The 21,306-nt window shown below is 69.7% G+C and carries 27 protein-coding genes and 3 tRNA genes; 21 read left to right on the top strand and 9 right to left on the bottom strand.

What is annotated here, in order from left to right:
- Positions 1–72: 72 nt before the first annotated feature.
- The 4 genes from AC1DWC_RS07745 to AC1DWC_RS07730 all read left to right on the top strand — a co-directional run bounded on the left by AC1DWC_RS07745 (position 73) and on the right by AC1DWC_RS07730 (position 2,872).
- Complete coding sequence (locus AC1DWC_RS07745; RefSeq protein ID WP_477906894.1) at positions 73–1,245, top strand: alpha-hydroxy-acid oxidizing protein; 1,173 nt, start codon at positions 73–75, stop codon at positions 1,243–1,245.
- Between the two features lie 261 nt (positions 1,246–1,506).
- The gene (locus tag AC1DWC_RS07740; RefSeq protein ID WP_477906892.1) at positions 1,507–2,172 is read left to right on the top strand and encodes an LGFP repeat-containing protein; all 666 of its coding nucleotides are present in this window, start codon (positions 1,507–1,509) and stop codon (positions 2,170–2,172) included.
- A gap of 69 nt (positions 2,173–2,241) precedes the next feature.
- Positions 2,242–2,736: a MarR family winged helix-turn-helix transcriptional regulator gene (locus AC1DWC_RS07735; RefSeq protein ID WP_477906890.1), complete on the top strand. Its 495-nt coding sequence runs from the start codon at positions 2,242–2,244 to the stop codon at positions 2,734–2,736.
- Positions 2,737–2,785: 49 nt separating this feature from the next.
- A tRNA-Ser gene (locus AC1DWC_RS07730) sits at positions 2,786–2,872 on the top strand.
- Between the two features lie 125 nt (positions 2,873–2,997).
- Here AC1DWC_RS07730 and AC1DWC_RS07725 read toward each other — a convergent pair.
- Both AC1DWC_RS07725 and AC1DWC_RS07720 read right to left on the bottom strand, forming a co-directional pair.
- A complete protein-coding gene (locus AC1DWC_RS07725) occupies positions 2,998–4,089 on the bottom strand; it encodes a tyrosine-type recombinase/integrase (RefSeq protein WP_477906888.1) in 1,092 nt (363 codons plus the stop codon).
- Positions 4,076–4,618 carry a hypothetical protein gene (locus tag AC1DWC_RS07720; RefSeq protein ID WP_477906886.1) on the bottom strand — a complete coding sequence of 181 codons (543 nt, stop codon included), beginning with the start codon at positions 4,616–4,618 and terminating at the stop codon, positions 4,076–4,078. Before AC1DWC_RS07720 ends, AC1DWC_RS07725 begins: the two co-directional genes overlap by 14 nt.
- Before the next feature lie 137 nt (positions 4,619–4,755).
- Between AC1DWC_RS07720 and AC1DWC_RS07715 the strand changes: the two genes are divergently transcribed.
- The 9 genes from AC1DWC_RS07715 (at position 4,756) to AC1DWC_RS07675 (ending at position 10,032) form a co-directional block, all read left to right on the top strand.
- Positions 4,756–4,962, top strand: coding sequence for a helix-turn-helix transcriptional regulator (locus AC1DWC_RS07715; RefSeq protein WP_477906884.1), 207 nt, complete (start codon positions 4,756–4,758; stop codon positions 4,960–4,962).
- Entirely contained in the window at positions 4,962–5,432 is a 471-nt protein-coding gene (locus AC1DWC_RS07710) for a hypothetical protein (protein ID WP_477906882.1), read from the top strand. Before AC1DWC_RS07715 ends, AC1DWC_RS07710 begins: the two co-directional genes overlap by 1 nt.
- The gene (locus AC1DWC_RS07705) at positions 5,429–5,647 is read left to right on the top strand and encodes a hypothetical protein (protein WP_477906880.1); all 219 of its coding nucleotides are present in this window, start codon (positions 5,429–5,431) and stop codon (positions 5,645–5,647) included. The genes AC1DWC_RS07710 and AC1DWC_RS07705 overlap by 4 nt, the downstream gene beginning before the upstream one ends.
- A gap of 161 nt (positions 5,648–5,808) precedes the next feature.
- Complete coding sequence (locus tag AC1DWC_RS07700) at positions 5,809–6,618, top strand: hypothetical protein (RefSeq protein ID WP_477906879.1); 810 nt, start codon at positions 5,809–5,811, stop codon at positions 6,616–6,618.
- 144 nt (positions 6,619–6,762) lie between these two features.
- Positions 6,763–7,272 carry a hypothetical protein gene (locus AC1DWC_RS07695; protein ID WP_477906877.1) on the top strand — a complete coding sequence of 170 codons (510 nt, stop codon included), beginning with the start codon at positions 6,763–6,765 and terminating at the stop codon, positions 7,270–7,272.
- Positions 7,273–7,348: 76 nt separating this feature from the next.
- A complete protein-coding gene (locus AC1DWC_RS07690; RefSeq protein ID WP_477906875.1) occupies positions 7,349–7,510 on the top strand; it encodes a hypothetical protein in 162 nt (53 codons plus the stop codon).
- A 139-nt stretch (positions 7,511–7,649) separates the two neighbouring features.
- A complete protein-coding gene (locus AC1DWC_RS07685; protein ID WP_477906872.1) occupies positions 7,650–7,916 on the top strand; it encodes a hypothetical protein in 267 nt (88 codons plus the stop codon).
- On the top strand, positions 7,909–8,064 hold the full coding sequence (locus AC1DWC_RS07680) for a hypothetical protein (protein ID WP_477906870.1): 156 nt from the start codon (positions 7,909–7,911) through the stop codon (positions 8,062–8,064). Before AC1DWC_RS07685 ends, AC1DWC_RS07680 begins: the two co-directional genes overlap by 8 nt.
- Before the next feature lie 177 nt (positions 8,065–8,241).
- Positions 8,242–10,032: an HK97 family phage prohead protease gene (locus AC1DWC_RS07675; protein WP_477906868.1), complete on the top strand. Its 1,791-nt coding sequence runs from the start codon at positions 8,242–8,244 to the stop codon at positions 10,030–10,032.
- A 287-nt stretch (positions 10,033–10,319) separates the two neighbouring features.
- Here AC1DWC_RS07675 and AC1DWC_RS07670 read toward each other — a convergent pair whose 3' ends face one another.
- From AC1DWC_RS07670 to AC1DWC_RS07655, 4 genes are all read right to left on the bottom strand, one after another.
- The gene (locus tag AC1DWC_RS07670) at positions 10,320–10,976 is read right to left on the bottom strand and encodes a DUF3800 domain-containing protein (RefSeq protein WP_477906865.1); all 657 of its coding nucleotides are present in this window, start codon (positions 10,974–10,976) and stop codon (positions 10,320–10,322) included.
- Positions 10,977–11,249: 273 nt separating this feature from the next.
- Positions 11,250–11,996 (bottom strand): Clp protease N-terminal domain-containing protein, encoded by a 747-nt coding sequence (locus tag AC1DWC_RS07665; RefSeq protein WP_477906863.1) that lies wholly within the window; start codon positions 11,994–11,996, stop codon positions 11,250–11,252.
- A 62-nt stretch (positions 11,997–12,058) separates the two neighbouring features.
- Positions 12,059–12,445, bottom strand: coding sequence for a hypothetical protein (locus AC1DWC_RS07660; protein WP_477906861.1), 387 nt, complete (start codon positions 12,443–12,445; stop codon positions 12,059–12,061).
- A gap of 186 nt (positions 12,446–12,631) precedes the next feature.
- Positions 12,632–13,474 carry a DUF5602 domain-containing protein gene (locus AC1DWC_RS07655; RefSeq protein WP_477906859.1) on the bottom strand — a complete coding sequence of 281 codons (843 nt, stop codon included), beginning with the start codon at positions 13,472–13,474 and terminating at the stop codon, positions 12,632–12,634.
- A gap of 333 nt (positions 13,475–13,807) precedes the next feature.
- Between AC1DWC_RS07655 and AC1DWC_RS07650 the strand changes: the two genes are divergently transcribed.
- The gene (locus AC1DWC_RS07650) at positions 13,808–14,782 is read left to right on the top strand and encodes an alpha/beta hydrolase (RefSeq protein WP_477906857.1); all 975 of its coding nucleotides are present in this window, start codon (positions 13,808–13,810) and stop codon (positions 14,780–14,782) included.
- Between the two features lie 3 nt (positions 14,783–14,785).
- Here the strand turns inward: AC1DWC_RS07650 and hisC are convergent, their stop codons facing one another.
- Entirely contained in the window at positions 14,786–15,877 is a 1,092-nt protein-coding gene (hisC, locus tag AC1DWC_RS07645) for a histidinol-phosphate transaminase (RefSeq protein WP_072844562.1), read from the bottom strand.
- 104 nt (positions 15,878–15,981) lie between these two features.
- On the opposite strand from hisC, the gene AC1DWC_RS07640 reads away from it, so the two are divergent.
- The 4 genes from AC1DWC_RS07640 (at position 15,982) to AC1DWC_RS07625 (ending at position 17,792) form a co-directional block, all read left to right on the top strand.
- Entirely contained in the window at positions 15,982–16,725 is a 744-nt protein-coding gene (locus tag AC1DWC_RS07640) for a dienelactone hydrolase family protein (protein ID WP_477906854.1), read from the top strand.
- A 105-nt stretch (positions 16,726–16,830) separates the two neighbouring features.
- Positions 16,831–16,922, top strand: a tRNA-Ser gene (locus AC1DWC_RS07635).
- Positions 16,923–16,958: 36 nt separating this feature from the next.
- Positions 16,959–17,031 (top strand) — tRNA-Arg (locus AC1DWC_RS07630).
- 164 nt (positions 17,032–17,195) lie between these two features.
- The gene (locus AC1DWC_RS07625; RefSeq protein WP_477906852.1) at positions 17,196–17,792 is read left to right on the top strand and encodes a dihydrofolate reductase family protein; all 597 of its coding nucleotides are present in this window, start codon (positions 17,196–17,198) and stop codon (positions 17,790–17,792) included.
- A gap of 18 nt (positions 17,793–17,810) precedes the next feature.
- Here AC1DWC_RS07625 and AC1DWC_RS07620 read toward each other — a convergent pair whose 3' ends face one another.
- Positions 17,811–18,338: a hypothetical protein gene (locus tag AC1DWC_RS07620; protein WP_477906850.1), complete on the bottom strand. Its 528-nt coding sequence runs from the start codon at positions 18,336–18,338 to the stop codon at positions 17,811–17,813.
- A 170-nt stretch (positions 18,339–18,508) separates the two neighbouring features.
- On the opposite strand from AC1DWC_RS07620, the gene AC1DWC_RS07615 reads away from it, so the two are divergent.
- Positions 18,509–19,117 (top strand): putative glycolipid-binding domain-containing protein, encoded by a 609-nt coding sequence (locus AC1DWC_RS07615; RefSeq protein ID WP_083577242.1) that lies wholly within the window; start codon positions 18,509–18,511, stop codon positions 19,115–19,117.
- A 31-nt stretch (positions 19,118–19,148) separates the two neighbouring features.
- Here the strand turns inward: AC1DWC_RS07615 and AC1DWC_RS07610 are convergent, their stop codons facing one another.
- Entirely contained in the window at positions 19,149–20,123 is a 975-nt protein-coding gene (locus tag AC1DWC_RS07610; protein WP_477906848.1) for a prephenate dehydrogenase, read from the bottom strand.
- 48 nt (positions 20,124–20,171) lie between these two features.
- Here AC1DWC_RS07610 and AC1DWC_RS07605 point away from each other — a divergent pair, with 48 nt between their 5' ends.
- Both AC1DWC_RS07605 and AC1DWC_RS07600 read left to right on the top strand, forming a co-directional pair.
- Entirely contained in the window at positions 20,172–20,711 is a 540-nt protein-coding gene (locus tag AC1DWC_RS07605; RefSeq protein ID WP_072844568.1) for a tRNA adenosine deaminase-associated protein, read from the top strand.
- Positions 20,712–20,739: 28 nt separating this feature from the next.
- Complete coding sequence (locus tag AC1DWC_RS07600; protein ID WP_477906846.1) at positions 20,740–21,210, top strand: nucleoside deaminase; 471 nt, start codon at positions 20,740–20,742, stop codon at positions 21,208–21,210.
- Positions 21,211–21,306: the final 96 nt, after the last annotated feature.

Raw genomic sequence — 21,306 nt, 5'->3', positions numbered from 1 at the left:
CGAGTGGGCGCCCCGCGACACGGTAGGCGCAACAGTCCCGCAGGAGCCGGGTCAGCGGCTACCGTCACGCCGGTGACGAACTTCGGCAACCTGCAGAACGAGATCTACTTCGCCGGTCTGAGCGGCGCGGTGCCGCCGCTCCCGATGACGGCGGCCGGACTCGAGGACCTCGCCCGCACCACCCTGTCGCCGGAGGCGTTCGGGTACATCGCGGGCAGCGCGTCGACGGAGCGGACCGCGGCGGCGAACGTGGCGGCGTTCGGCCGTCACGCCCTGGTGCCGCGGATGCTGCGCGGGACCGCCGCGGCGGATGCGCGGGACCTGAGCGTGGAGGTGCTCGGCACCCGGCTGGCCGCACCGGTGCTGACCGCGCCGGTCGGGGTGCTCGAGCTGGTGCATCCGGACGCGGAGCTGGCGGTCGGCGAGGTCGCGGCCGAACTCGGCATCGGCTCGGTGCTGTCCACGGCGGCGTCCACCCCGATCGAGCGGGTCGGCGCGGTGTCGGGGGAGAACTGGTGGTTCCAGCTGTACTGGCCGTCGGACGACGAGGTGGCCGAGTCGCTGGTGCGGAGGGCCACCGCGGCCGGCGCCAAGGCCATCGTGCTGACCGCGGACACCCCCGGAATGGGCTGGCGTCCACGCGATCTCGAACTCGGACACCTGCCGTTCCTGCAGGGCAAGGGAATTGCGAACTACCTGTCCGACCCGGTGTTCCGCTCCCGGCTGGCCGTCGCGCCGGAGGAGAGCGTCGAGGCCATGCAGATGGCGGTACTCACCTGGGTGTCGATGTTCGGCAACCACTCGATCCGGACGAGTGACGTGGCGCGCCTGCGGGAGTGGACCGACCTGCCGATCGCGGTAAAGGGGATCGTGCACCCGGACGACGCCCGAGCCGTGGTCGACGCCGGCGCCTCGGGCGTGGTGGTGAGCAACCACGGCGGCCGGCAGGTCGACGGGGCGATCGCCGCCCTGGACGCGCTCGGTCCGGTCGCGGCCGCGGTGGGGGAGCGGGCGGACGTGCTGCTGGACTCCGGGATCCGTTGCGGCGTCGACGTTGTCACCGCACTCGCGCTCGGCGCCGACGCGGTGCTCTACGGCCGGCCCTGGGTGTACGGGCTCGGCCTGGCGGGCAAGGACGGTGTGCGCCATGCTCTTCGGGTGTTGCTGGCGGACCTCGACGTGACCCTCGGGCTGGCCGGGTTCGCGTCCGTTGCCGAGCTGGACGCCTCGGTGCTCGGTGGCTGAACGCCCGTTGCCTGTTGCCGCGGTGCGGTCGGGTGACGGCGAGGGTGATATTCGCGGGTGACTAGCGGGTTGACCTGGCCTGCCGCGGCGCCGCCCGCGGGGGCGGGGTGTTACCTCGACCACTGTGCCCCCTCGGTTCCCGTGCGGTCGTTTAAGTTGTCCGCATTCGGCGCCGGTGTCGGGCGGGCGCCCCGAAGGGGAACGGGTGCCTCGGTGCGTCGGTCTGGAAGTTCGCGGTCTGTTCGCTGTGTGGTGGCGGGCGTGGCGACGGCGGCCGCGGTCCTGTCCGCCGGCGCCCCCGCGGTGGCCGAGCCGTCACCCGCCGCGCCGGCACCCGCCGCGCCGGCACCGGTCGCGCACGACGAGATCGAGGCGAAGTACCGGTCCTGGGGCGGCGCTGACTCGCCGCTCGGCCACCCCGTCGGGGAGGCGTACCCGGTGGGGACGGGCGCCGGCCGCGACTACAGCGGCGGCGCCATCTACTACTCGCCGGGGACCGGCGCCCACGTCATGTACGGCCTGATCCTGGAGCGCTACCGCGAACTCGGCGGTCCGGCCGGCGCGCTCGGCTTCCCGACGACCGACGAGGAGGAGGCGCTGGGCGGGTCGGACCGCTTCAGCGACTTCAGCGCCGCGGACGGGGCCACCGTCTACTGGGCCCCGGCGGCGGGCGCCTGGCTGATCCGTGGCCCGATCCTCGAGGCGTGGCACCACCTCGGCGGCGCGGAGGGGCCGATGGGTCACCCCGTGGCCGCCGAGGTCGAGGTCGACGGCGGGAGGGTCGCCCGGTTCAGCGGCGAGGACGGCACCGCGCAGCTGGCCTGGCGTGCGGTCGGTGGATACCAGGTGGTCCCCGCGGAACTCGCCGGCCGGCTCCGCGGTCTCGCCGTCACGGCCGACCTGGTGAAGAGTGCGCCCGCCAGGTAGCGGTCGGCGGGCGCCGCAGTGGAAACCGTGTGGTCGGTAGTTGAGCGGCGCCCGCACTAGAATGGGCCCGTGCTGACAGAAACACCCGACGAAACCGGCTCCACCCCGCGGTGGCTCGACGGCGCGGAGATGCGCGCCTGGCGTGGGTTCATCGAGGGCAGTCAGCGGCTGATGGAGGTGCTCAACCGGGAGCTGCAGGCAGGCCACGGCCTCTCGCTGGCGGACTACCGGATCCTGGTGATGCTCTCCGAGTCGCCGGACGGCTCGGTGCGGATGAGCGAACTGGCCGACGGGGTGCTCTCCTCGCGGAGCAGGCTGACCCACCAGGTGCGGCGCATGGAGTCCGAGGGACTGGTCGTCCGCAGCACCTGCGTCGACGACGGCCGCGGCGTGCTGGCCGTCATCACCGACCAGGGTCGGGAGAAGCTCACGGAGGCCGCGCCCACCCACGTGCGGGGCGTGCGCAGCTACCTGATCGACCTGCTCGAGCCCGCGGAGCTGACCGGGGTGGCCGAGGTGTTCGGCAAGGTCGACGCCGCACTCGGCAAGCGCGACGAGGCCTGACCCGCGGGGCGCTCGGACGCCGCCGGACGCGGCGGCTAAGATTCGCCACGGAAGCGTGGCAGAGCGGCCGAATGCACTCGCCTTGAAAGCGAGCGTGGCGTTAAACCCACCGGGGGTTCAAATCCCTCCGCTTCCGCTGAGAAATTGGCCCCTGATCTGGACTTAATTGCCAGGTCAGGGGCTTTTTCGTGTTCTGGCCATTCGGGGGTGACCCCTCGCGTGCCCACACTTTGCCCACACTTGCCGCGGATTGGGCATGATTCAGTGCGTCCCCGATGCCGCGGATCGGGCCTGATTCAGCGCGTCTCCGATGGCCTCGAGGTCGTCGTCGAACAGGTCCGCGTACGTGTCCAGGGTCATCGCCGCCGAGGCGTGTCCGAGCATCCGCTGCAGTGCCTTGACGTTGACGCCGGCCGACACGGCCAGGGACGCCGCGGTGTGCCGCAGATCGTGCGGTGTGAGCGTGGGGACGCCCGACCGCTCCACCGCCTTGGTGAACCATCCCGTGAAGCTCACAGAGCGTCTGAGGTACTCGCCGTCGCGGCCGGGGAACACGAGGTCGTCCCGGTCCTTGCCCTCGCACTGCCGCGCCAGCTGCTCGACGAGGAACCCGGGGATGGGAACGGTCCTGTGCGTGTGCGACTTCGGCGTGCCGACATGCATGGTCATGTTCACCTGCACCGCGTTGTCGACGACGGTAAGCCGCTTCCGCAGCATGTCCAGGTGCGCGACCTTGAGCGCGATCGCCTCGCCCCACCGCAGACCGCAGTACGCGAGGACGTAGACCAGCGTCTCGTGTTGGCCGGCCTCGTCGGCGAGGGCCCGCACTTGCTCGTGGGTCAGGTACACGCGCGGCTTGCGCTGCTTCCGGGGGAGGTTGTCGACGCCGCGCGCGGGGTTGCTCGCCAACCGTCCTGCCTTGACCGCGCTGTCCAGGATCCCGGAGAGCACGCCATAGGCCCGGATCACGACCGTGGCGCCCTTGCCGGCCTTGCCGAGGTCAGTGATCCACCGCTCGACCTGGTCCAGGTCGACGTCCGCGATCCGCACGCGGCCCCACCGCGGCTCGACGTGGATGCGCCACGCGGTCTCGAGACTTGAGTAAGTCGACGGCTTGAGGTCGGTTTGCTTGCGCTCGACCCAGTCGGTGCCGAGCTCGCGCACCGTGACCTTGCCGAGTGCCGGCGGCACGTACGAGCCGGTCATCTTCTCGACCTCTACGGTCGCCGCGAAGTCCTGCGCTGCCCGCTTGCTGGTGAACCCGCGCTTGTCCGTCTGGCGCCGGTCTGGGGTGCGGTAGCGGACCCGGTACCGCTTGCCGGCCGCGGTCTCGTAGCTCTCAATCGTCGCCATCAGTTACGTCCTCGATGGTCGTGGTAGCTCGATCGAAGAGGCCGCTTTCGCGTGCGCGCCGTATCCAACGAGAGGCGGTCGCGGAAGGTAGCCCGAGAACGTCCTGCACGTGCTTCGCCGGACGTAGCCCAACCGCGCTCGCGTACTGGTAGAGGTCAGCGACCAGTCGCAGGGTCAACCCGTTTGACGGGCCCTGTGAGACCAGGTCGGCAATCGCCTTCGGCGCTGGCTGGACGGGCGAACCCTCGTACTTGGTTGCCAACGTGGGTAGATGCTCGGCGGTCAACTCGGCGACGCGCACGCCACGCAAATCGGTTCCGGTGACAGGCAACCCAGTCGTGGACTGAACGGCCACCGTGACGGCCTGCACCTCCCGCCGCTCGAAGTTGAATGCGAACTCGATCAGCGTTCGAAGGCCGGGAGAAGGGGATTCCTCGACGGCCAGGCGAGCCGGCAGCCGCATGAAGATTCCGGGCGCCACCTCCAAGGGTTCGGCTCCGTCAGATGACTCGATACGTGCAGCTGGCATGCCGCTCAGTGTGCGCGATGCAGACCCGACGGGACAACCTCATGATTGCGTCTTGACGCAGCGGCATCACTGTGGGTAACCTGCAGTCAGTCGAAGTGATCGGGCTTTGACGTAACACGATCACATGAGGAGTTGAGATGCCCGAATCCCCGCTCGCCACACCGCAGGAGGTCGCAGCCTTCCTACGCACCAGCGCGGCGATGCTCGCCAATGACCGCTACCGAGGGGTCGGACCGAAGTTCATCAAGCACGGCCGCCGCGTGCTGTACCGCTGGGCCGATGTGCAGGAGTGGGCCGACGCGAACACGCTGCAGCGCACTGACGACCGTCCCGGCGCCGCGTGATGCCCGCCAACGAAAACGCCCCCGACGCCGGCCAGGGCATCGAGGGCAAGGAATCCACCAATCGCAAGAAAGAAGGAGTCCGCACCATGATTGCAGAAGTCACCGCCATGTGCCCGCTCCGCACATGCGACGCCACGTTCACTGGCACCCCCGAGGAAGCCGGGGAGTGGACCGAAGCCCACGAGCAAGGGCACCTCGACAAGGCCGACGAGATCGTCGTCGACATCATCTCCAAGGTCAGTATCGATGACAGGTCGGAAAACTGCGGGGGCGTAGTGGCGACGCTCGACCTCACCACCGTTTACGGCCGCTTCGGTCAGGTCACGAGCGCCGAGCATTACGTCATGTTCGGCGGGCTCCGCAACTCGCTGGACGATGCCGGTATCCCTGCCCACCTGCTGCCGGAACTGATCGCCGAGCTCGAGCAGTTCCACGGCATCTACGCCCGCCGGATCGAGGCCGGCCAGTGAACGCCGAAACGCGGGTGACCGCGCACCCGACCGAACATCTCGGCATGGTGGCGATCCGATCCGGGCTGATGACGATGTACCTCGAGCGAGACCAGGCGCACGCGCTCGTCGACCAGATCCGGGACTCGCTCCGCGAGCTTGCCGAGCAGGCCGCCGAGCTGCACCGCGACGAGGACCAGGTCCGCGCCGAAGCTGCGCTGCGGGAGGACATGTGAGTACCACCGAGCTCGTTCTGGGTGCGCTGCTGATCTGCCAGAGCTGCTTGTGGATCGCCCTCGACTTCCATCGCTTCAACCCGAAAGGCCGGTGAGCCTTCACCATGACCGCAACGCCGCACCGGACCCCTGGGGGTGACGCCCGGACCTCCGATGACTTCGTGATCGTGCGCCCGGATCTGGTGCGGCGAGTCGGCAACGGCAACGCGGCCATCGTGTACGCGCGCATCGAGTTCCGGTGCGCGCAGCCCGGACAGAACCGCATCGAGGACGAGGCCGGCAGATGGTGGCGGGCCTCGATCCCCACGGTCTCGGAGGAGACGGGGTTGACCGTCAAGATGGCCCGCACGGCCCTCGACAATCTCGAGAAGCGCGGCGAAATCGAGACATGGACTCATCGCGCTGGGGGTGTGAGTGATCAGACCTCGTCGTACCGCCCAGCCTCTCCACCTGCCATCTGCCCAAACGGGCAGATGGATGTGCCCAAACGGGCCGATGACAGGTCGGGCGCCTGCCCGAATGGGCAGATGGATGTGCCCAAACGGGCAGATCATCATCTGCCCAAACGGGCAGATGTTCCTTCTATAGAAGAACTAGAAGAAGGGGGAGGTCACGCCGGTATCTCGTCACCCGTACCGGAGAACCACCAACCCCCCTCCAAGAACTGCCCCAAGCACCCTCAGGGCAGCCTCGCCCCGTGCGGCGGCTGCGCCAGCGCCCGCGAAGCGCACCAGGCATGGCAGACCGAACGGACCCGTGCCGAACGCCAGGCCGCGTCCGACACCGCCCAGGCCCGCGCCGGCCACCGCGCCGCCGCCGTCGCGGCCTGCAACCTCTGCGACACCGACGGCTACGCCGGAACCACCGTCTGCGACCACGACCCCGACGCGACAGACCGCGCCAAGCGAGGAAGCGCCGCAGCCCGCAGCGTCCTCGCCGAAGCCCGGGCCCGAAAGGAACTCGCCCGATGAACCACGACCGATACGGCGATTCGCTCAAGGGGGCGTCCACGGCCACGGACACCCCATCCCATGCCTGCGGTGCCGGCCCGATCTGAACCGCACACCAGACAACCGCATCGGGGCATACCGATGACCGCTCGACGAAAGGCAACCATGACCCACACCACCACCGTCATCGGCTGGCGAATCAACCTCGTGACCCCAGCCGGACTGATCTTCGGATTCGACAGGACCGGACACTCACGCCCTGCGACGTGTCACCCGGCCCCCGACCAACGCAACCTTGCTCGTGGACACCACCGCTCCCCGCACCGCAGCTGCGAATGCGGCTGGCGAATCATTACCAACCCCAGCCAGTTCCCCGCCTTTTTCGACGGCATCGGTCGGCACTGGTGGCGAGACCGAGTCGCGATCCAAGCCGAGGCGATCGGCCCACTCCTGCCGGGAATCGAGGCAGGGCGTGCCCCGGACCCGGCCGACACGGTCCGCGCTCGTCGGCTGCGGTGGGTTCCGGGATCCCCGATCGTGGTCCCCGGCCGACTCGCCCACCTCTCAGCACCACTCGAAGCGAACTACCCCGGCCGCGTCATCGTCCTACTCAGCGACGACTGGGCCGCGTTCCCCGCTGCCGCCAACCGCACCGATTTCGAGGCCAACCAGTGACCCGCTGCGCAGCCACCGGCTGCCCCTACCTCACCCACACCACCCACTGCCCAACCCACACCGAGGAAGTGACCGAGTGAGGCTACGAGCGGACACCTTCACCGCCGAAGTCGCCGGCAACCCCGGAGCCATGCGCCCCGTCGTGCTCCACCTCGGACCGCTCCTCGTCTCCATGACCACCGCCGAGGCCCGCGCGCTCGCCGACCAGCTGCACGACACCGCCGAGGCAGAGGGGTAGGGGCACCCAAGATCGCCAGCTCGGACCGGCCGCCTGACTCCCTACGGCCGCAAATCAGGACGTTTCCCCCCGCGGCACGGGGCTGCGAGAAGACGAGCCCTGAGAGCCACGCACAGCCACCAACACGACCAGGACGGACATGACCATGCATGAGATTCCGAAGGTTGACCTCGACCACATCGCGATTGCCGGCCAGCTCGTCGCAGCGATCGCCGCAGACGACACCGACAACTACGCGCGACTCCTCCACGAGATCCCCGAGGACGCCGCACAGACCGTCATCACCGCGCTGGCGACGAGGACGGCCCACATCGCGAAGGAGTTCTACGACACCGACGCGCAGGTGTTCCTCGACGGCTACGCGTTCGGCGCGATCGACATGGCCGAGCGGGGCCGCAATGCCTGACCCGAAGCCGACCCGCCGCGTGCTGTCCCGGATAGGCGACTGGGTCACCGGGGAACCCGACGAGTACGTCGACGCCGTCGACCCGGTCGCCGCCGACCACTGGAACGCCGAGATCTGGGGTCCGCTGCGAGGCAACAACTCCCGGTGACCGAAAGCGGTACACTCGAACGCGACAGACCGCCAGATGCACGCCGCCCGCTACATGCCGGCCGCAAGCACCACGCGAGACCGTCGACGGTAGAGCCCGCGAGACGTAACCGCCAGCTCCCGAACCTGCGCACAGCGCAACCACTTTCATCCCCCGCGATCCGCGGGAAGGAGACCCATGCATCACAAAACTGCTCGCCTGATCGACCTGCGTGTCGGTCAGAAGCAAGGCCTCGCCGAGGGCCAGTTCTCCGGCTACGCGTCGGTGTTCGCGAACGTCGACCTGCACGGTGACATCACCGTCAAGGGCGCGTTCGCTGAGTCCCTCAAGGCTTGGGAGAGCTCCGACAACCACATCCCGGTCCTGTACGGCCACCGGGACGACGACCCCGACTACAACATCGGACACGTCATCTCCGCGAAGGAGGACGACCGCGGTCTGCTCGTCACCGCGCAGCTCGACCTCGAATCACCGAAGGGCGCGCAGGCGTACCGACTCGTCAAGGGCCGGCGGCTGTCCGAGATGTCCTTTGCCTACGAGGTTCAGGACAGCGCCGAGGTGAAGACCGCCGAAGGCAAGCGGGCAACCGAGCTCCGCAAGCTCAAGCTGTTCGAGGTCTCCCTCGTCCCCCGCGGTGCGAACCCCGAGACCGAGATCGTCGCGGTCAAGGCGGCCCCGCGCACCGACATCGACACGTTGGCGCTGCGACTGCGTATCGCCGACCTCACCGACCTCACCGAAGGAACCAACATGAACATTCTCGAGAAGCGCGCCGCGACCGTGGACAAGATCAACGCGATCCGCAGCAAGGCCGCCGAGGACGCCACCACCGGCGACACCGCGGGTGTCAGCTTCAGCGAGGAGCAGATCACCGAGCTGCACGCCCTCGTCGACAATCTCGACAAGCTCGACGCGCTGATCGAGAAGGCGAAGAGCAATGCCCCGCTCCTGGCCAAGCTCGAGGGGATGGGCGGGGTCCGGAGCATGCGCCCGGATCACGGCAGCCTCGACGGCGGGCCGCGGTACTCCGAGACCAAGAGCGTCGGCCGCGGCTACATGGACGTCTCGACGAAGTCGTTCGGCGCGCTCGCCGACCGCGTGGCACCCGGTATGTGCTCCGACAACGCGTACGGGCAGAAGGCACTGCTGCCGGCAGGCTCGACCGCGGTGTCGGTGACTGTCCGGCCCGAGATCGCCACGACCGCAAAGCCGATGTCCGAGCTGCTCGCTGCGCTCCCGGTCGTCACGCAGTCGAGCCCGGTGTTCCGGTACCTGCGCCAGACCGCGCGCACCAACAACGCCGCGGTCGTCGCGGCCGGCGCTGCCAAGCCCACCTCGGTGTACGGGCTCACCCCGATCGAGGGAGAGCTGCAGGTCATCGCGCACCTGTCTGAGGCCATCGACAAGTACGCACTCGCCGACGTCGGGAACCTGCAGCGGTTCGTCGCCGACGAGCTGCTGTACGGCCTGCACCGCGCCCTCGAGCAGCAGGTCCTCAACGGCACCGGCACCGGTCAGCTGACCGGGCTGCTGCAGACCGGCGGCATCCAGACGCAGGCGTTCGCGACGGACCTCATCACCACGACCCGCCAGGCCGTGACCAAGATCGAGAACATCGGGCACACCGCCGGCACCTTCGTCCTGAGCCCCGCCGACTGGGAGACCCTCGAGCTCGCACGCACCGACACCGCGGGCAGCCTCGAGCTCGGCGGCCCGGTCGACCGCGCCAAGCGGACCCTGTGGGGCGTGCCGATCGCGATCTGCAACGCGCTGCCGGCCAAGACCGCGCTGCTGCTCGACCCGTCCGCCGTCGCCATCGACACCGACGCCAAGGTCGAGGTCCTGTGGTCGGACAACGTGGGCGACGACTTCAGCAAGAACCAGCTGCGCGCCCGCTGCGAGTCCCGGTACCACGTCAGCGTCTACCAGCCGCTCGGCGTCGTGAAGCTGACCACCGCAGCCGCATAGGCCCAGCGACAAACACAGAGCGCCCCATCGGCAACGGTGGGGCGCTCTGCTGCATTGGGGGAGGGGTGCCTGAGATCGCCAGCTCGTCGGCCCGGCCTGACTTCCTCCGGCGCGAGTCAGACGCTTTTTACGCGGCCCTGAAACTCACGTGCGAAGGCGCCCGCGGGCGAGGGACGTGAGCCCGAAGGACGCGTCATCCTTGACTCCGAAGTCCGTAGTGCGGTCTACTGGTGGTGCCGACGACAAGACGCCCAGGGGGTGTCTTCTCCGGAGTGGGATAGTCGGCGTTAACTTTTTCTCCCCCAGGGCAGGAAGACGCTCTTGAGCGTCGGCATCACGCATGGGGCGAACCAGGTGCAGGTTTTCCCTTCGAGCGACCTTTGCGTCGCCCACAGGCCGTAGTCCGCTACCTGGAGGCCCCAGGACGTCGGGGAGTCCCACACGCACAGGACGATTGAGCGGTTCACTTGCCCGCAGACATCGGCAATCGCGGCCTTCGCTTCAGTCCGACGGGCTGCAGTGCCAAATGACCCCACGATCACGTGAAGGGTGTCTCCCGGCATCGACACCTGCGTTGCAATTTCCTTGAAGTGCAGAAACCATGCCATCCGGTAGAGATACATCTGGCCTCGTGCCTGAACAGCCGGGTAGGCGCTGGCCTTGTGCAAGAAGGTGGTATCGAACCGAGGCGCCTGGTCCTTGATCAGTCCGAACATGTCGGACTTGGTGCGCGGGTTGTCATTGACGGCATGGAATCCCTTCGGCAGCGACAACCCGTTCTTTTCGAGCCCAGCGCGCAACTTCATTCCTCCGAAGAGGTGGTGCCCATGGTCGTCCCGGAACACGGCAGTGCCGAAGCCGAAATACGCGCCTGCGCCAGCCTTTCCCTCCCCCGCGTAGTCGAGATTCCCTGTCTCGTCCGCATACATGTAGATGTCGGCCACGCAAAGAGGTTATGGGGTGTGCCAAACATGCCTCGACCGTCCCCGTCGAAAGCGCAGCCTGGTCCCGAATACCTGTGCCTCTCTGCCCACACTTTGCCCACACTTGCCCACGAAACCGTGTGATCCGGGCGCACCTGTAGTGATGCGATTCTGCAGGTCACGGAGATTCTGACCCTCTGGCCTGCATGGTCGAGAGGGTTCAAATCCCTCCGCTTCCGCAAAGGCCCCGACCTGGTACCCGCAGGTCGGGGCCCTTTCATGCTTCCGGTGCGGCTACTGCGCGTCCATCGCCGCGACCGCGGCCGCCACGGCGTCGGCGATGTGCGCATCGGCGGCCGTCTTGTCCACGCCGAGGCCGCTGAGCGGGCCGGAGCCGTTCTCGAGCTCGAGCAGCGCGAGCAGCAGGTGCTCGGTACCGATGTAGTTGTGGCCCAGCCGCAGTGCCTCGCGGAAGGTCAGCTCCAGCACCTTGCGCGCCTGCGCGTCGTACGGGATGAGCGCGGGCACGGCGGCGGCGTCGACTGCGGTCGGCAGGGTCGCGGTCGCGGCCGCACGGACGGAATCCAGGGACACCCCCTGCGCGAGCACCGCCTTCGCCGCGATGCCCGCAGGCTCGGCCAGCAGGCCCAGCACCAGGTGGGCGGGCCGGATCTCGGGGTTGCCGGCGGCCCGGGCCTCGTTCTGCGAGGCCATGACCACGTTCCGGGCGCGCGGGGTGAACCGGCTGAAGCCGTCGTTCGGGTCCAGGTCGGACGGCTGGTCCGCGGCCTTGGTGGTGTACCGCTTCTGGGCCGCCTGCTTGGTGACGCCCATGCTCTTGCCGATGTCCGTCCAGGACGCGCCGGTGCGCCGGGCCTGGTCGACGAAGTGGCCGATCAGGTGGTCCGCGATCTCGTCGAGGTGTTCGGCGGCGAGGACCGCGTCGGAGAGCTGGTCCAGGGCATCGGGGTGGACCTTCTTGATGGCCTCGATCAGCTCGTCGAGCCGCACCGGGTTGGTCATACGTACGGGATTCGTCATGCGTCAACCATAGGTTGACGATCCTGCTGCCGTCAACCGTGAGTTGACGGCAGTCCTCGGGCCTACGGCGTGTTGATGTAGTCCTGAATCGCCTGCTGCGCGTTGGGGTTGCCGGTGGCCATGCCGGCGAGGGCGCCGATGATCGCGCCGGTGGGGGCGCCGATGATGCACCCCGCGAGGCTGCCGGGGAACATCGAGATGCATCCGATGCCGAGTCCCGCGACGGAGCCGATCGCAGTCCCGGCCGCGCCGCCGTTGGCCCAGCCGAGGTTGAGTTCGTTGAGCATGTGCTCGAAGGCGGCCTGCTTCTCGGGCGAGTCGACCTGGTGGACGCCGGGGACTGCCTGGCCGGGCGGGCCGGTAGCGGCGCCGGCCTGTGCGATTCCCGGGCCTGCGATCATGGCCGCGGCGATCAGGGTGGATGCTGCCGTTCTGTTGATCAGGTTCATTTCGTTACCTCACCTGGACCAGACGAAGGAAGGGCCGAATTCGACTGTAAACCCGCCGTCGCGCAAGCGTCGGGCGAATCGCCCCGATCACCGCGGGTGAAAAGGCGGTGGCCGGGTCGCCGGGCGCCGCCACCGTCGACTCCGGAGGATCGGTGCAAACGGCGAATCTGCAAGCGGGGAAACCGATTACGGCCGTGATTGCATTCCGGCTAGCTCGAGCACGTACTCGCCGGTGCCGGCGTCGTAGTTCACCGAGTAGGTGGTGGGGTAGCGGCCCGGTTTCGGGTAGATCTCCGGTTGCGGGATCTCCTCGTCCGCCGACGACCTCGTCAGCAGCCACTCGCGCGTCATCATCGGCTCCATGAACGTGTACGCGCCGTCCCAGGAGCCCGCAATGAACGTCTGGGTGAAGTCGAACCCGCCGGGTGCCAGGACGTCGGCGTTGTTCGTCCAGTGCTGGCCCATCTTCGGGACGTTCGTCAGGACCGGAAGGCCCTCCGGCGGTGAGTAGTTCGTCGGCATCTGCGCTGCCGGCGGCAGGTTTCCGGCGCGGGGGAGGTAGTCCAGTCGCAGTGGGTCGTTCTCGGCGATGGTGGCCGCGTCGACCATGTAGAAGTGCATGTCGAAGTGGGGTTTGTCGAACAGCCCCACGGGATTGTGGCCGTGCGCATTCCAGTCCACCACGACGCTGTCGAAGATCGTCGACGCGCCCTGCGCCGGCATCGCGAGCGGGAACTCGGTCATCGGCGCGTCGGGCAGTCCGTCGAGCGCGGCGGCGGTCATCCGGATGCCGACGTCGGTGGGCCGGCCCTCCGCGTCGAGCGTCACGTACGCGCGGGCAGAGCCGGCCCCGATGCCCGTCGGTGTCCCGTAAAAGGTTCCGGAGACGCCGTTTTCGGCCGAGGCGCCCGTGATGCCGCCGGCGCTGGCGTCGGAACACCCGGTGAGGGACGACAGCCCGGCGCAGACGGCGGCTGCCAGGGCCGCGGCGCGGACGGCGCGGGGACGGAGCGGTCGGTGTGTGCGCATGTGCACCTCTGGGGAGAGGACCGGGAACACCGAGGTTACCGCCGCGGCGGTGACGGGCGCCGGGTTTCGGGCGAAGCGCGACCCGCCGTACGGCGGGGTCGCGAAGGCGCGCCGGACGCCGTCGCGGCAGGAGGTGCCGACCGGCAGCGCCCTGACCTGGCGCCCGGCATCCCGGACGGTCGTCCAACAGGCTGCCCGAGTGAGGCGGCACGGCAACAGATTTCGGCGTGGGACATCACTCGGCGGCGGAAAGTCCGCTACCTTGACGGGCAGCGGTTCGCCCGCACCCGGCGGGCAGTCGCTCGAGGTGGGCCCATGAAGCTAATCGCGACAATGGCTCTTTCGATGGCCCTGTGCGGCCTTTTCCCCTCGGTCTCCGCGGCCGGCCCGCGTGGGGCCGGCCTGGCCCGTCAGGCCGCCTCCGTCGACCACGTCACCATGCTCACCGAACGTCGCGCCGCCGTGTTCGTGCACTCCCCGTCGATGGGCGAGGTGGTGCAGGTGCAGGTGCTGCTGCCCGCCGACCGGTCCGCCGCCAGGCCCACGCTGTACCTGCTCGACGGCGCGGGCGGGGGCGAGGAGTCGGACTACCAGGAGAGCACCTGGACGCTGAAGACCGACGCCGTGGACTTCTTCGCGGACAAGGACGTCAATGTGGTGCTGCCGGTCGGCGGCACCGGCAGCTACTACACGAACTGGAAGCAGCCGGACCCCGCCCTCGGGGTCGACGAGTGGGAGACGTTCCTGACCACGGAACTGCCGCCGCTGATCGACACCCAGTTCCGGGGCAACGGCGTCAACGCGATCGCAGGACTGTCGATGGGCGCGCACGCGGCACTGAATCTCGCCACCCGGCACCCCGCCATGTACCGCGGCGTCGCGGCCTTCAGCGGCTGCGCCGACAACGGCCAGGCCGACTCCCGGCTGTCGGTGCGCGCCACCGTCGCCTGGAAGGGCGGGGACGCGGACAACATGTGGGGACCGGACGGCGACCCGGAGTGGGCGGCGAACGATCCCATGCGCAACGCGGAGGCGTTGCGCGGCAAGGAGATCTACGTCGCGACGGGTAACGGCGCGGCCGGGCCGCTGGACGACCCGACCACCGTGGACGGGCTCAGTGCACTGACCCTCGGCGCGGCGCTCGAGGCGGCCGCCCTGCGCTGCACCCAGCTGTTCGACGACCGGCTGCGGGAGTTGGCCATCCCCGCGACGTTCCGCTACCGGCCCGCCGGCACCCACTCGTGGCCCTACTGGCAGCAGGACCTGCACGACGCGTGGCCCACCCTGGCCCGGTCGCTCGGCCGGTGACGGTCAGACCTGGCGCGACTTCCAGATCGGCAGGCCGTCGCCGGTGGCGAAGGCGAGGAAGGCATCGTTCTCGTCGGGATCGCCGATGGTGATCCGCACCCCGTCGGTGCCGTAGGGGCGCACCAGCACACCCGCTGCCGCGCTGGCCTCGGAGAACTCCGCCGAGCGGTCGCCGAGCGGCAGCCAGACGAAGTTCGCGTTGGACGCGGGCACCTCGTAGCCGGCGCCGATCAGGGCTTCGCGCATCCGGCGGCGCTCCGCGACGACCCCGTCGGTGCGGGCCAGCAGTTCGTCCGCGGCGGCCAGCGAGGCGACCGCAGCGGCCTGCGCGACCGTGCTCACGGCGAACGGGATGTGCACCTTGCTCAGCGCCGCGATGATCCCGGGGTCCGCCACCGCGTACCCCACCCGCAGGCCCGCGAGGCCGTACGCCTTCGAGAACGTCCGCAGTACAACGACGTTCGCCCGGCCCTCGGCGAGCGCGACGCCGTTCGGGATTTCCGCGCCGGCCTGGTCGCCAGGGCGCGTGTACTCGATGTACGCCTCGTCGAGGATCACCAGGATGTCCGCGGGCACCGCGTCGAGGAATCGTTCGAGCGCGTCCTGGGTGACGACGGTGCCGGTCGGGTTGTTCGGATTGCAGACGAAGATCACGCGGGTCCGGTCGGTGATCGCTGCGAGCATCGCGTCGAGGTCGTGCAGGTGGTCTGCGGTCAGCGGCACCTGGACCGGGGTGGCGCCCGCGACCCGCGCGACCACGGGGTACACCTCGAACGCGCGCCAGGCGAAGAGCACCTCGTCGCCGGGGCCCGCGGTGATCTGCACGAGCTCCTGGCACAGGCTCACCGATCCGCAGCCCGCGGCGACGCGGTCGACGCTGACGCCGAGCGAGTCCGCGAGGGCCTCGCGCAGGGCGACCGACCCGTTGTCGGGATAGCGGTTCACGCCCAGCGCGGACTCCGCGATCGCAGCGGCGACGCTGGGCAGCGGGCCCGCCGTGGTCTCGTTGCTCGCGAGTTTTATCGCGCCGGGAAACGTGCGCCCGGGCACGTAGGGGCTGATGTCGACGAGGTCGGGGCGGGTGCGTGCGGTCACGGGAGGTCATTATGCATGCGTGGCCGACTCGCGGTGGGCCGTCGGCCCAGGCCGGGCGCAAATTGGGACGAGCGCACGGGCCCGGGTCGTGCCAGAGTAGATGTATGTCGGGAATCTTCACCGACAGCGCGTTGCTCCGCGCCGTCGGTGACCAGTCGGATCAGTCGCAGACGGATCAGCCGCGGGCCACCGTGCCGCTGACGGCGGCGGCGCCGGACGGGCCGGCCCGCGGCGGCATCGTGGTGCTGCACGAGTCGCGGCGGTTCACCGACTCGGTACTGGACCTGATGCGCCTGCTCGCGGGCGAGGGCTGGCTGACGGTCGCGCCGCACCTGTTCCACCGGCAGCCCGGGGACCTCGAGGTCGAGGTGTTCGGCGACAACCTGTTCGCGGACTTCGACGCCGCCTTCGACTGGCTGGTCGCCCGCGGCGTGTACGCGGACTGCGTCGGGGTGCTCGGTTTCGACGACGCCGGCACGGCCGCGCTGCTGGTCGCCACCAACCGGCCGGTCGGGGCGGCGGTGAGCGTCGCGGCGCGCGGCATCGTCGAGCCGCTGCGGTCGGACACACCGGCCCTGGTGGACGCGCTGGCGTCACTGCAGGCGCCCTGGCTGGGCCTGTACGGCGATGACGACCCCCGCACCCCGCCCGCACACGTCGAGCGGCTGCGCGACGCGTCCGCCCGCGCACCCGTCGCCACCCACGTGGTGAGTTACCGCGGCCTGGCGCACCGCGCCGACGAGCCGCCGCAGGTGCCGGACAACGGGGACGACAGCGATCCGGAGGTGCAGGCGATCATGGATGCGCAGCGGCGGATCTTCGACTGGTTCGACGGAAACCTCAGGTGACGGCCCGGTTACCGGCAGTGACCTGGGACTTTGGAGGCGTTTTGCCATCCCGGTCCAGTCTGTGTAACCTTTCGATCCGGCGGTTCCGAAAGGTTCCTGAGCCTAGGAAGCGTGCCAGAGCGGCCGAATGGGACTCACTGCTAATGAGTTGTCCTCCTCAAAGGGGACCGGAGGTTCAAATCCTCTCGCTTCCGCCACGTTGGTGCCAGTTGGCCAACACAATTTAAGAACATGCGCCCGTAGCTCAACGGATAGAGCACTTGACTACGGATCAAGAGGTTAGGGGTTCGAATCCCTTCGGGCGCACAACAAAGGGCCCCGTCACCACTGGTGACGGGGCCCTTTTGGTTTGCCGGGGCAGGGTGTGCGTCACCTCACACGCTGCGGGATCGGGTCGGCGCGATTAGTTTGGGGCGGCCCGACGGTCTCCACTGCCGTACATCCCGAAGCGACAAACGAGGAGCGACTCCATGCGCATTGTGATCTGCGAATTCATCAGCCTGGACGGCGTCGTGCAGGCGCCCGGCGGACCCGACGAGGACACCGACGGCGGATTCGCGCACGGCGGCTGGTCGCACCCGTTCTTCGACCCGGAGGTGGTCGGTGGCGCCTTCGACGGCGCGTTGAGCGCGGCCGCGGCGCTGCTGTTCGGCCGCCGCACCTGGCAGACGATGGCCGCGGCGTGGCCCGAGCGCGCCGGCGACCTGTTCGCCGACCGGATGAACGCCATCCCGAAGTACGTCGTGTCCGGGACCCTCGGCGACGGCGAGCTGACCTGGGACAACACCACCCGCATTCCCGGCGAGGACGCCGTCGCGGGAATCCGGAAGCTGCACGAGGCCGACGGCGGCGACCTGGTGGTGATGGGCAGCCCCACCCTGGCCCGCACCCTGCTGAGCGAGGGCCTGGTCGACGAGCTCCGGCTCATCGTGATGCCGGTGCTGCTCGGCGGCGGGAAGTCGATCTTCCCCGACGACGGTGGCCTGCGCACGCTCGAGCTGGTCTCCACGGTCACCAGCGACGCGGGCGTGAACGTCTGCACCTACCGACCGGCCACCGCGGGATAGCTCGCGTCGGGTTCCGGATCAGTGACAACCGCAGACGCCGGTCAGCGACTGCACCTGGTAGCACTCGCCGCAGGTCATCTCGGCGCCGTGCTCGCGGCGCCGAGACTGGTCGCGTCGGCGGGTCTTGTCGCGGGCCCGGCGGACCTGCTCGGTCAAAGTCGCGGTGCCGCCGTCGGCGGGCAGCCCGGCCGCCTCGAAGTGCCGGTAGCAGCGCAGCCGCTCCTGCGCCGCGTGCAGTTCGACGTCCTCCGGGGTCTCGCCGTACGACGCCCTCACCGCGACCGCGTACCCCGGGCCGACGGTGCCGTCGACCTTGCTCACGCACAGGGAGGTCAGCAGTGGCTCGCCGCGGCGACGGCATTCCGCCCCGACCCGGCCGAGGGTCTCGCCGATCCAGTTCTGCATCAGGCTCTTCGTGCGAACCCCCGTGTCGGCCTGGATCCGGGCGGCGAGGTCCCCGTAGGTGACGGTGCCGAGGTAGCTGCCGGCCACCTCGACCAGGACCGTCCGGGCGTGCTCCGCCCAGACCTCTTGGTTGTCGCGCATGCAGTACCCCCGTCTACTGCGACCGACGCGTCCGGCCGTCTGTCCGGTTCATCCGTATCGGCGGTCGGAGTGTTACCGCGGGCCCGGTTCGGTGCGGGCCGAACGGGCCGGGCGACGCGCGGTGCGGCGTCACCGGTGCCGAACGGCCCGCTGTCGCTTACCGTAGGCAGGTGACCATTCCTGTGCAGGGCGCCGCGTCGGCCCCGGGTTCCGCTTCGGCCTGGCCCGCGGTTCTCACCTGGCGTGCACACTCGGCGCCGCGGATGGAATCGGTCCGCGTCCAGCTCGTCGGCAACCGGATCAAGGCCGCCGGCCGGATCATCGGTGGGCACTGCGCCGAGCACAACGCCTTCAGCGCCTCCTACGACCTGGTCACCGACGAGAACGGCGTCACCCGACGCCTCTCGCTGCGGGCCAGTCTCGCGTCCGGGGAGAAGCAGGTCTCGATCAGCCGGGACGAAGAGGGCTACTGGATGATCGAGGACGGCACCAACCCCAAGCGCTCCACCTTCGGCGGCGCGCTGGACGTGGACGTGGTGCTCAGCCCGTTCTTCAACACGCTGCCGATCCGGCGCTTCGGCATGCAGACCGACTCGGAGGACATCCAGGTTCCGGTCGTGTACGTGTACCTGCCGGACCTCAGCGTGCGGGAGGCGAGCCTGACGTACAGCAGCGGCTCGGACGGCATCCACGTGCTCTCCCCGGTGTCGAGTTCCTCGATCACCATCGACGCCGACGGCTTCGTCCTCGACTACCCCGGACTGGCCGAACGGATCTGACGCGGGTCCCGACCGGCCCCGCCTCCGTGGCTCAGTAGGTCCGGGCCCGCAGCACCTCGCCGCGGCGTCCGGCGTCCCGCAGGAGCCGCTCCCAGCCCGGTTCGCCCACCCGCACGCCGGTGATCTCCGTGCGCGGCAGGTTCTCGTAGCGACGCCGCGCAGCATGCCCGGCGACGACCAGTGCCTCGGTGTCGGCGTCCGCCGCGAGCGCGGCGCGGGCCGCGGTGAGCAGCTCCAGGGCCTCGTCCAGCGCCACGGTGAGGGCCTCGGCGTTCGCCTCGCACATCGCGCGGACCAGGTCCGGCGCGGTGCCCGCGACCCGGGTGCCGTCGCGGAACGAGCCCGCCGCCAGCGCCAGTGCCAGGTCGCCGCCGGACGCCGCCGTCACCGCCAGGGCCTCCGCGAGCAGGTGCGGCAGGTGCGAGATCCGCGCGACCGCCGAGTCGTGTTCGTCGGGGTCCGCGGGCACCACCACCGCGCCACAGTCCAGCGCCAGGTCCGCCACGCGAGTCCAGGACGCCGGATCGGTGCCGTCCTCGGCGGTGACCACCCAGACCGCGTCCCGGAACAGCTCGCCGTCGCCGGCGGACCAGCCGGACTGCGAGGTGCCGGCCATCGGGTGCCCGCCCACGAATCGCGCGCCGAGCCCGTGCCCGGCGACGGCGTCGCGCACCGCGCCCTTGACGCTCACCACGTCCGTGAGGGTGCACCCGGGGGCGTGCACCGCGATCTGGCCGAGCACCGCGTCGAGCGCGGGCACCGGCACCGCGACGACCAGCACCGCATCCGCTTCCGCGGCCCGGCGCAGCACCGCGGTGAGGTCGCTGTCGGCGTCGTAGCCGTCCGCGCGCGCCTCCTCGACCGGGCCGGCGGAACGGTTGTAGCCCCAGGCGGTGCGGCCGGCCGCGACGGCGGCGCGCAGCAGCGACCCGCCGATCAGGCCGAGCCCGAGCACGCACACCGGCGGGGTGGTGGATTCAGCAGACACCCGGATAGGTTGGCACATTTCGCGCTGGACTTCTGTTACCGGCCTGCGGCGGACTACGGTGACCGCATGGCAGCTCAGCGCGCGCGGGACAACAGCGCACCTTCGGACGAGCTCGACGATCTCGAGGGGTTTGCGGTCGCAGTCGTCCGGGAGGACGGCAAGTGGCGGTGCACGGCGCTGACCACGGCTGCGCTCGACAGCCTCGAGGCCGCGGAGACCGAACTGCGTGAGATGCGCAGCTCCGGCGCGGTGTTCGGTCTGATCGACGTGGACGACGAGTTCTTCGTCATCCTGCGCCCGGCGCCGTCCGGGACCCGGCTGCTCCTCTCCGACGCCACCATGGCGCTGGACTACGACATCGCCGCGGACGTGCTGGAAGCACTGAACGTCGAGACCCCGGACATCGACCCCGACGAACTCGACACCGTCGAGCCCTGGGAAGAGGGCGACCTCGGCCTGCTTGCGGACCTCGGCCTCCCGGAACCGGTGCTCGGGGTGATCCTCGCGGAGACCGAGCTGTACCCGGACGAGCAGTTGAACATGATCGCGCAGCGGCTCGGGTTCGCAACCGAGCTGTCCGCGGTGCTCGACGCCGCGCCGCGGTAGACGACACCGCACAGACGGCACCGCGTTGATGACACTGGGCAGTCCGGTCGGCCGCGACGAGGCGATGGTCCGGGCGGCCATCTCCGCCGCGGCCGACGCCGACGCCGCCGACGTCCCGGTGGGGGCCGTGGTGTTCGACGCCAACGGGGTGGAACTGGCCCGGGCCGCCAACGCCCGCGAGGCGTCCGCCGACCCGACCGCTCACGCCGAGATCCTGGCGCTGCGCGCCGCCGCCCGCGTGCACGGCGACGGCTGGCGGCTCGAGGGCGCCACCCTGGCGGTGACCCTGGAGCCGTGCACCATGTGCGCGGGCGCCCTGGTACTGGCCCGGGTCTCGAAGGTGGTGTTCGGGGCGTGGGAGCCGAAGACCGGCGCCGTCGGCTCGCTGTGGGACGTGGTCCGCGACCGTCGGCTCACGCACCGCCCGCAGGTGCGCGGGGGAGTGCTCGAGGCCGAGTGCGCGGCACTGCTCGAGGAGTTCTTCCGCGGGCAGCGCTGACCTGCGCTTTCGGTTCCGTTGTCCGCTCCCGCCCCGACCGAATGCGACATTCGTACAGTCCGACTGAACGAATGCGACATTCGGTCGACGAAGGCG

Source organism: Rhodococcus sp. P4_C10 (genome assembly GCF_056402135.1).
Note: the sequence above shows the minus strand (reverse complement) of the source record. Positions and strands in the feature narration are given on the sequence as shown.